We start from the raw sequence: 9,670 nt of genomic DNA on the forward strand, positions 1-9,670 counted from the left end.
TGAATAAGATGCAAATTTTTGTTGATATAAATGCTCCCGAAAATGGTAATGGTTCACAAGAGTTCCCCTTCAAACGGATTCAACAAGCTGCTGATATCGCGCGTCCCGGTGATTATGTTCAAGTAATGCCGGGTGAATACCATGAAGAAGTTCATCCGCAATATTCGGGAACTAACGATAAGCCAATCATTTATGCATCTGCGCGACAAAATCGTGCAATTATCACTGGAGCAGATCGGGTTACTGGCTGGCAGCACATTAGCGGCACGGTATGGCAATTGAAGCTCCCTAATACTGATTTTGGTAATTATAATCCTTATAATATTTTAGTTGACCAGACCTTTAACCATGCCGGTGAAATTTTCTTAAATAATAAGGCAATGTATGAAGTTGATCAGCTAGCCAAGGTTGAAAAGCCAGTCGAAAACGAGCTTTCACGAGATCGCAAGGCTACCCTCTATACCTGGTACACCGAACAGTTGCCTGCAGAAAATGCAACGGTAATCTATGCTAACTTCCAAGATAAAAATCCAAATAATGAACAGGTTGAGCTAACATTTCGTGAAACTTGTTTCTACCCCGAAAAAGAGGAAATTAACCACCTTATTTTATCAGGCTTTACGATGACAAAAGCAGCCTGTCGCTGGGCATCGCCAAAGTATAACAAAGGGATTATAGGCACTAACCGTGGTCAGGGCTGGAAAATTGCTAAATGTGACATTTCCCACGCAAAGTGTTCGGGAATTTCACTTGGCCGAAACATTGTACCAACGATTGATGATAACAAGGTTTATCCTCACCGTATTAAGAATAATACTATCCATGATTGCGGACAGACCGGTATTATCGGTGTTGAGGGCAACCCATCACCAGTCATTGAGCATAACAGTATTTACAACATTAATGTCCGCCAAAACTTTGTTAGTGATGATGTGAGTGCAATTAATCTTTCGCCAGCTATTGGTGCCAAAATTGTTCGTAATTGCATTCATGACTGTACACGGGGAATTTGGCTTGGCGGCGATGTTGAGAATACACAAATATCACGGAATGTTTTCTACAACAATTCGTTACCAGAATCATTTGAAGTAACTACTGAGAATCGTGACGACCTAGTTGCAGCACTCGGCGAAGATATTACAATTAAAGATTCTACTGGTGTTACTTTGATTGACAACAATTTCCTACTGTCAGATTGTGCTCTTAAGCTTGCAACAAAGGGTGTGCTATTGGTTCACAACTTAATTAATGGTAGCGTGGAATGGTTAAGCAACACTAATGTTTTAGACAATGATCCTTACTATCACCGCCTTTATCAACAGAAAACAACGGAAAGCGACTCCTATGATTCGTCCTGTTTCTATAACAACGTTTTTATCCGGAAAACTCTCCGTGGTGAGATGCAAAAGTTAATTGTATTTGCCCAAGAACAGGCAGATGAACAGCCGGTTAATAACCATGTTAGTGATGGCAATGCTGTTTACGTTGGTCAAACTAGCGGGCAGCGAAACTATATCCCTGCTAATAAAGCCGGAAATGTCTTTATGAATGATCAGACAGAAGACGTTACGGTGAAAATCGATTCAAATGAAGACGGGGTATTTATTGATAGTAATATTTGTGACTACTTAGATGAAGACACGAGCCGAGTAGTGGCAGTCGGTACCAGTGCTGAGACCGCGCTTGACTTTGATACAGACTTTTTAGGCAACCACCGCGAAGGAATTAGCGTAACTGCCGGTCCATTTGATACTAAAGAAGAATACAGTCAACGTTTATTTAGACTGCTGTTTTAAGGAGGAAGAAAAAGAATGCGTAAACCGTTTATTATTGCGAACTGGAAGATGAACAAAAACGTTCATGAATCAGTCGCTTTTGTAAAGGCGATTAAAGAGAAGCTACCGACTAATAAAGAGATCGGAATCGCAGCGCAGGCGGTTTCCCTGTATAACATGAAGGAAGTAGCGGGAAATTCAAACTTACAAATTATTGCTCAAAATGCATCAGCTGAATTAGAAGGTCCATATACTGGTGAAATTAGTATGCGGAGTTTAGCTGATGCGGGAGTAACTTATGTGATGCTCGGCCATTTGGAACGGCGCCGGCTTTTTAATGAAAGTAATGATGCAATTAACCAAAAAGTTTTAGCGGCCCTTCAAGTCGGAATTATTCCAATTATTTGTACAGATGAGGAAATGGTTCAGACCGAGGTCAATGGCAAGATTCATTATGTTTTTCAACAACTGCGGAGTGTCTTAAAGGGAGTACCAGCAAACAAGCTGTCACAAGTTGTGATTTCATATGAGCCGAGCTGGGCAGTTGGTAGCAGTCATCAGGCAAATCCAGATGTTGCTGAAGAGGGATGTCAGGCGATTCGGCAAAGTCTGGTTGAAATGTATGGCAATAAAATCGGTGATAGCATTCGAATCCTTTATGGCGGTAGCGTAAATCCCGATAATATTTACAAAATTATGAGTAAACCGAATGTTGATGGCGCGTTAATCGGTCGTGCCAGCCTTGACATTGAGAGCTTTTTGCAGATGGTTAACTGTGTTGAAGCAGTGAGCAACGAAAAATTACAGGTAATTTAGTTCAGGAGGAAAGAACACATGGCTTATTTTGATAACGGAAACAAACTTTTTGATGATGCACGGAAGAACCACTATGCGATTGGCGCTTATAATATTAATAATCTTGAATGGACACGGGCAATTTTACGAGCGGCTGCTGAGACCAATACACCTGTCTTAATTCAAGTCTCAATGGGGGCTGCTAAGTACATGGGCGGTTACAAATTCGTTAAGGATATGGTTGAAGATCAAATGGATGCAATGGGGATCAAGGTTCCGGTTATCCTTAATCTTGACCATGGTGACTATGACGCAGCGATTGAATGTATTAATCTCGGCTATTCATCTGTTATGTTTGATGGACATAAGCTTCCGATTGAAGAGAATTACGCAAAGACAAAAGAAATTGTTCAGCTGGCTCATTCACGCGGAATCGCTGTCGAAGCTGAAATTGGCAAAGTTGGTGAAAACCAAGATACAAGCAGTGGTGAATTAGCTGATGTCGAGGATGCAATGGCGTTCGCGGCAATGGGTGTTGACCGCCTTGCCTGTGGAATCGGTAATATTCATGGAATTTACCCTACAAATTGGCCGGGATTAAACTTTGACCGCCTTCAAGAAATTGCAGATGCGATTGATATCCCGTTAGTACTTCATGGCGGATCAGGGATTCCTAAAGAGCAAGTGCAAAAGGCAATTTCAATGGGAATCGCAAAGGTAAATATTAATACAGAATTCCAGTTAGCATTTCAAGATGCAACGCGAAAGTACATTGAAAATGAGTTAGACTTAAATACAGCGAAAAAAGGCTACGATCCGCGGAAGTTACTGCTGCCAGGAACTGATGCGATAACTGCTAAAATGAAAGATATGATTGAATGGCTAGGCACCCCGGCAGTAGCTTAGTTGTAATGGAGGTTATGGAATGGCAATTACAGTTTACTTTGTCCGTCATGGTGAAACATACTTTAACCGTTTCGCACGGTTACAAGGCTGGTCAGACACGCCGTTAACTGAAAAAGGAAAGATGAATGCGCAAAAAATCGGTAAGGTTTTAGCAGATTTGCGAATTGACTACCTTTTTTCAAGTGATTTAAAACGGGCAGTTGATACTGCACGAATCCTAATTGCAGAACATCCAACCGCCTCAATGAAGGAACCGGTCCAAAAAAAATTCTTTCGCGAAGTGTTCTATGGATCTTTTGAGGGGCACAGTAATGAAGAAGGGGCAATTTGGGCAAGTTACCTTGGTGGCAAACGATTCCGCCGAATTGGCGAGCTAGTTGATGAATTTGGGGTTGAAAAAGCCCATGATTTGTTGAAAGAAGCTGATCCAGCCCATCTTGCCGAGGATAGTAAAGAACTAAACGCGCGAGTAGAACAGGCGATTGCATTTTTGCAGGATCTGCCAGATGATAGCAACGTTGTAGTTGTTGCCCACGGATCAATTATTCAATATATTGCAGGAATGTACGGTGAACCTGGTCATAAGTATGAAAATCTCCACAATGGCGCGTTAATGAAACTGCAATTGACCTCTAAAAAAACGACAGTAGTAGCATATAACCAGTTTGAATTATAAAAAATAACTGTGAAAAGTGAATATCACAATACGCAAAAGGCCCCTAAAATCCGGTAAACCCGAACTCTAGAGGCCTTGTTTGTGTTCTTGGAAGAGTGAAGATGATTTTTGTTATTTCAATTCCTTTGCCATTTTGTTTAGCCATAATGGCAATGTTTCATTCAAACTATTATAGGTATCTTCAAAGCGGTGCGTATACCATGGATCTGGAATCTCTTGATCTTCTTTACCCGGAATAACTTCATAGGCTAAATGAACCTTATCCCGATCCTGCGCTGGTGCGATCCGCTGTAAATTATACTTATTCATATTATCCATACAAATAATATAATCGGCCCATTCAAAGTCTTGCCGAGTGATCGGACGCGAGACCAGCCCGTCAGTTGATAATCCGTGCGCATGCATTGTCTGCGCGGCGCCGGGGTGGGGACCATTACCTTCTTCTTCACTGCTTGTTCCAGCAGAGTCAACATTGATTTTTCCGCTTAATCCTGCTTTATCGACCATTTGCTTAAACATTGCCTCGGCCATTGGAGAACGACAAATGTTTCCTAAGCAGACAAACAAAACATTCATATAATCACCTCATTTTATTTCTATCATACCGAAAAAGATAATATTTTGCTAAAATATTCGGTAATTCTAACACTGTCCTTAAGTTTTTGGTAAAATTAAGAACAAATATTATTTAGAGGAGGAACAGAAATGACCCTTATTATTGTAATTGTTGTTATTATCTTGCTAATTGCTATTTATGCAGGACTTTACAACAGTTTGATTCAACTGCGGACCCACGCTCAAGAATCATGGAGTCAAATTGATGTTCAATTACAACGACGTAACGACTTGATCCCTAACTTAATTTCAACTGTTAAGGGATACAGCAAGTATGAAGCTGGAACTTTAGAAAAGGTAACTAAGCTTCGGACACAGTTAAATAGTATTCCGGATAGCGATCACGCTAAAAAGATGGAAGTTTCCAATGAATTAACTGGAACTTTGCGGACGTTATTTGCTGTTGCTGAAAACTATCCAGATTTAAAGGCAAGTGCTGAATACCAAAAATTAATGGAAGAATTGACAAATACTGAAAATAAAATTGCCTACTCACGGCAGCTTTATAACAGTACTGTTGCTGCTTTGGACGCCAAGATTCAATCTTTCCCAAGTAATATTGTGGCAAAAATTCATCACTTCCAGCAAATGGATTACTTACAGGTTCCTGACGAAGCTAAGGCGGTTCCAAAAGTTTCATTCGATGATTTAGGTGACTAAGCATGTTATATCAGCAAATTGCCCGTAATAAACGAAAAACAATTTTGGTAATGTTTGGGTTCTTTGTATTGCTTGCTTTAATTGGCGCGGCAATCGGATATTTATTTGCACGGACGGCAGTTGGCGGAATGATCATTGCAGCAATCATTGCGGTGGTTTACATGTCCGTAATTATTGGTCAATCGACTGATGTGGTGATGCGGATGAATAATGCAACCGAGGTTCGGTCAGCAAGTGATGCCCCGGAATTATGGCATGTTGTTGAAGATATGGCCTTGGTTGCCCGTGTGCCAATGCCGAAAGTTTATATTATCCACGATCCGAGTCCAAATGCTTTTGCAACAGGTAATGACCCTGAGCACGCTGCTGTAGCCGCTACTACCGGGCTGATGGAGAAGATGAACCGTGAAGAATTGGAAGGGGTAATGGCCCACGAAATGACTCACGTTCGGAATTATGATATTCGCCTCCAAACGATTGCGTTAGCTTTAGCCTCTGCAATTGCAATGCTTGTTAACTTTGCGGGAAACTTCTGGTGGATTGGCGGGCGAAGTAGTAGTGATGACCGTGATAATCCTTCGAGTGTTTTTGCAATTATCGGCTCGATCTTGTTGATTATCCTTGCGCCATTAGCAGCTACAATCGCTCAAATGGCACTTTCCCGTAATCGGGAATATTTAGCCGATGCAGGAGCTGTTGAATTAACGCGTAATCCGCAGGGAATGATCAGCGCATTGGAGAAGCTTAAGACTGCTGTACCAATGAAACACGTGGATCCTAGTAGTTCAGCTCTATACATCAGTGATCCGGAAAAAAACGCTAAGCATCATCCATTCTCAAATTTATTCGACACGCATCCGCCGCTGGATAAGCGAATTGAGCGGTTACGTCAAATGTAGTCAAAGTGGAAGAAGAAGGGAATTACAGAAAATTCTCCTTTTCTCCCGCTTTATTTTTATGTAACATTTTTGTTTTTAATCGCCTTATACTAGTGAGGGTGATATAATTAAAAAGCTAGACCAAAGTATCAAAAGAAGAGGTATCTTTTTCATGAAAATGAAATTAGCGGAAATTGCCAAGGCGATTAACGCACAAAATGACATTGAACAATGGAAAGACGTGGAAGTGACTAGTGTGTCATTTGACAGTCGCCACTTGGATCAGGGGAGCTTGTTTGTTCCGTTGCAAGGTGCTCAAGATGGCCATCAATACGTACCTAGTGCTTTTACTAATGGCGCCGCGGCTAGTTTGTGGGCTAGTGACCATGAGATAACAGGTCATACTCACCCATTATTAGTTGTTAGTGATCCGCTAGAGGCACTTCAGCGTTTGGGTAAGTATTACTTGCATAAGATTAATCCAATTGTTGTTGCTGTTACGGGAAGTAATGGTAAAACGACGACTAAGGATATGATTGCGTCGATTTTAAGCACTCAGTTCAATGTCACTAAGACATATGCTAATTTTAATAATGAGATTGGAGTTCCAGTGACCCTCCTTAATATGGAGTCTAATACAGAAGCAGTTGTTGTTGAGATGGGGATGGACCGTTTCGGCCAACTGGACTTCTTAAGTAAGCTTGTCAATCCTGACATTGCTGTGATTACAATGATTGGGGAAGCTCATATTGAATTCTTTGGGACTCGTGATAAGATTGCTGACGCAAAGATGGAAATTACTCATGGCCTAAAAGAAGATGGGACGCTAGTATTTAATGGTGATGAGCCATTGCTAACAGACCGGGTAAAAGATCTTAAACAACGGCAAATGCGCTTTGGTCGGCAGCTAAGCAATGATTTATATGCAACGAGTGTTCACGATGAACCTCGCCAGTTATCTTTTACTGTCAATGAATGGCCGGATGACGAATTCACGATTTCGATGGTAGGAGAATACAACGTTAATAACGCCTTAGCAGCGATGGAGGTTGGCCAGCTGCTTCATATTACTCCCGCTCATATGAAGCAGGCGCTGGCAAATGTTGAATTGACCGAAAACCGCGCCGAATGGGTTAAGGGTGAAAATGGTGAACAGATTTTAAGCGATGTTTACAATTCAAACCCGACTGCAGCTAAGGAAGTCCTTAAGACAATCGCGGAGACTCCGGTAAAGGGACGGCGGATTGCGGTCCTTGGCGATATGCTTGAATTAGGGGATGCGGCGCCTAAGTTGCATGCTAGCTTAGCAGAGGAGATTGACCACCAAAAGATTGCTAGTGTTTACCTTGTAGGCGAACAAATGAAAAATCTTAAAGATAAGTTGATCCAAGAGGGTTACCCAGCAGAGGATATTCATCACTATGCTGCTGATAACCTTCAACAGTTAATTGCCGATCTTAAAAGTACTTTGACTGGTGATGATATTGTCCTACTAAAGGCAAGTCACGGTATTCACCTTGAAGAAGTTTTAACGGCATTAAAAGCAGAATAGTTAATATATTTGCCAGTCGATTACTGATGCTTATATCATGAATCGACTGGTCATTTTTAGGAGGAAAATTTTTGAAGTTTAGTGAATTAGGCTTATCAGATAGCCTATTAAAAGCAATTAAGCGGAGCGGATACGAAGAGGCAACTCCAATCCAAGAACAAACAATTCCGATGGTCCTTAAGGGTAAGGATGTTATCGGACAAGCACAGACAGGGACTGGTAAGACGGCTGCCTTTGGATTGCCGATTATTGAAAATGTTGATACTGATAATTCTAATATCCAAGCGATCATCATTTCCCCAACCCGTGAACTAGCAATCCAGACCCAAGAAGAACTTTACCGTCTGGGAAAAGATAAACATGTCCGGGTTCAAGTAGTATACGGTGGTGCAGATATTCGTCGCCAAATTAAGAGCTTGAAGCAGCACCCGCAAATTCTTGTTGGGACTCCTGGTCGTTTACGTGATCATATTAACCGCCATACAGTTAAGCTTGACCACATTAAGACGCTTGTCCTCGATGAAGCTGATGAGATGCTTAATATGGGATTCTTGGATGATATTGAGGCAATCATTAAAGAAACTCCAGATAATCGGCAAACATTGCTCTTCTCAGCAACAATGCCACCAGAAATTAAGCGGATTGGGGTTCAGTTTATGACTGATCCAGAGACTGTTCGGATTAAGGCCAAGGAATTGACAACTGACTTAGTTGATCAATACTATGTTCGAGCTCGCGATTACGAAAAGTTTGATATTATGACCCGGTTAATTGATGTCCAAGACCCCGACTTAACGATTGTCTTTGGTCGGACGAAGCGCCGGGTAGACGAATTATCAAAGGGATTAATTGCGCGGGGATACAATGCAGCCGGAATCCATGGTGACCTTACGCAGGATAAGCGATCAAAAATCATGTGGAAGTTTAAGAATAATGAGCTTGATATCTTGGTCGCCACAGATGTAGCTGCCCGTGGATTAGATATCTCTGGGGTAACCCATGTTTATAATTATGATATTCCATCTGACCCTGACAGCTATGTTCATCGGATTGGTCGGACTGGTCGTGCCGGACATCATGGTGTATCCTTAACCTTTGTTACGCCAAATGAGATGGATTACCTCCACGAAATCGAGAAATTAACTCGGGTGCGGATGCTACCATTGAAGCCGCCAACAGCCGAAGAAGCATTTAAGGGTCAAGTGGCCTCAGCCTTTAATGACATTGATGAGTTGATTGCACAAGATTCAACTGATCGATATGAAGAAGCTGCTGAAAAGTTATTGGAGACCCATAATGCAACTGATTTAGTAGCAGCGTTATTAAACAACATGACCAAGGAAGCGGCAAGTGAAGTTCCGGTAAAGATCACCCCAGAACGACCGCTCCCACGCCGTAACAAGCGTAATAATAATCGTAACGGCAACCGTAATAATTACCATGGCGGAAACCACTACCGCCGCAAAAATTATCGTCGTCACGGACATCGGAATGATAACCACGGCAAGAGCCATTCTAGCCGTCATTCATTTAATATCCGTCACCGAAAAGAAGATTAGTAAACAGACTCCTAGTGCAAAGAGGCGCTAGGGGTCTTTTAAGATTTAAAAGAGCTAAGGTAGTTGTAGGACGGTATATTTTAAGTTATACTTATCATGTAATTGTCTTAGTGAGCGGATTGCTAATATTTTTTATCGGCATTAAGTCCGCTTAATAAGGCAGTAAATGTAGGCATAGTAGTAACTTTTTATCTGAAGTGTGTAATTAGTATGGTGTGATTAATTGATAATTTGATTAGTTACATTAGGGGTGG

9 protein-coding genes are annotated in these 9,670 nt (G+C 41.6%); 8 read left to right on the forward strand and 1 reads right to left on the reverse strand.

The features are described from left to right. Positions 1-8 precede the first annotated feature (8 nt). Genes IEU90_RS09015 through IEU90_RS09030 form a run of 4 tightly spaced genes read left to right on the forward strand, consistent with a single transcriptional unit; the run spans position 9 to position 4,152 of the window. On the forward strand, positions 9-1,796 hold the full coding sequence (locus tag IEU90_RS09015) for a right-handed parallel beta-helix repeat-containing protein (protein ID WP_153710515.1): 1,788 nt from the start codon (positions 9-11) through the stop codon (positions 1,794-1,796). A 15-nt stretch (positions 1,797-1,811) separates the two neighbouring features. Continuing rightward, on the forward strand, positions 1,812-2,591 hold the full coding sequence (gene tpiA / locus IEU90_RS09020; RefSeq protein WP_153710516.1) for a triose-phosphate isomerase: 780 nt from the start codon (positions 1,812-1,814) through the stop codon (positions 2,589-2,591). A gap of 18 nt (positions 2,592-2,609) precedes the next feature. Next, complete coding sequence (gene fba, locus IEU90_RS09025) at positions 2,610-3,476, forward strand: class II fructose-1,6-bisphosphate aldolase (protein WP_153710517.1); 867 nt, start codon at positions 2,610-2,612, stop codon at positions 3,474-3,476. Positions 3,477-3,495: 19 nt separating this feature from the next. After that, entirely contained in the window at positions 3,496-4,152 is a 657-nt protein-coding gene (locus tag IEU90_RS09030; protein WP_153710518.1) for a histidine phosphatase family protein, read from the forward strand. A 111-nt stretch (positions 4,153-4,263) separates the two neighbouring features. Here the strand turns inward: IEU90_RS09030 and IEU90_RS09035 are convergent, their stop codons facing one another. Then, positions 4,264-4,728, reverse strand: coding sequence for a low molecular weight protein-tyrosine-phosphatase (locus tag IEU90_RS09035; protein ID WP_153710519.1), 465 nt, complete (start codon positions 4,726-4,728; stop codon positions 4,264-4,266). 129 nt (positions 4,729-4,857) lie between these two features. Here IEU90_RS09035 and IEU90_RS09040 point away from each other — a divergent pair, with 129 nt between their 5' ends. The 4 genes from IEU90_RS09040 (at position 4,858) to cshA (ending at position 9,416) form a co-directional block, all read left to right on the forward strand. Then, positions 4,858-5,427: a LemA family protein gene (locus IEU90_RS09040; protein WP_153710520.1), complete on the forward strand. Its 570-nt coding sequence runs from the start codon at positions 4,858-4,860 to the stop codon at positions 5,425-5,427. A gap of 2 nt (positions 5,428-5,429) precedes the next feature. Further along, positions 5,430-6,326: a zinc metalloprotease HtpX gene (htpX, locus tag IEU90_RS09045; RefSeq protein ID WP_153710521.1), complete on the forward strand. Its 897-nt coding sequence runs from the start codon at positions 5,430-5,432 to the stop codon at positions 6,324-6,326. A gap of 151 nt (positions 6,327-6,477) precedes the next feature. Further along, positions 6,478-7,857, forward strand: a complete 1,380-nt coding sequence (locus tag IEU90_RS09050) for a UDP-N-acetylmuramoyl-tripeptide--D-alanyl-D-alanine ligase (RefSeq protein ID WP_188358032.1) — start codon at positions 6,478-6,480, stop codon at positions 7,855-7,857. A 71-nt stretch (positions 7,858-7,928) separates the two neighbouring features. After that, a complete protein-coding gene (cshA, locus tag IEU90_RS09055) occupies positions 7,929-9,416 on the forward strand; it encodes a degradosome RNA helicase CshA (RefSeq protein WP_153710523.1) in 1,488 nt (495 codons plus the stop codon). Positions 9,417-9,670 lie beyond the last annotated feature (254 nt).

Origin of the sequence: Limosilactobacillus caviae, assembly GCF_014635905.1 — a bacterium.
In the GTDB taxonomy this organism is placed as follows: Bacteria; Bacillota; Bacilli; order Lactobacillales; family Lactobacillaceae; genus Limosilactobacillus; species Limosilactobacillus caviae.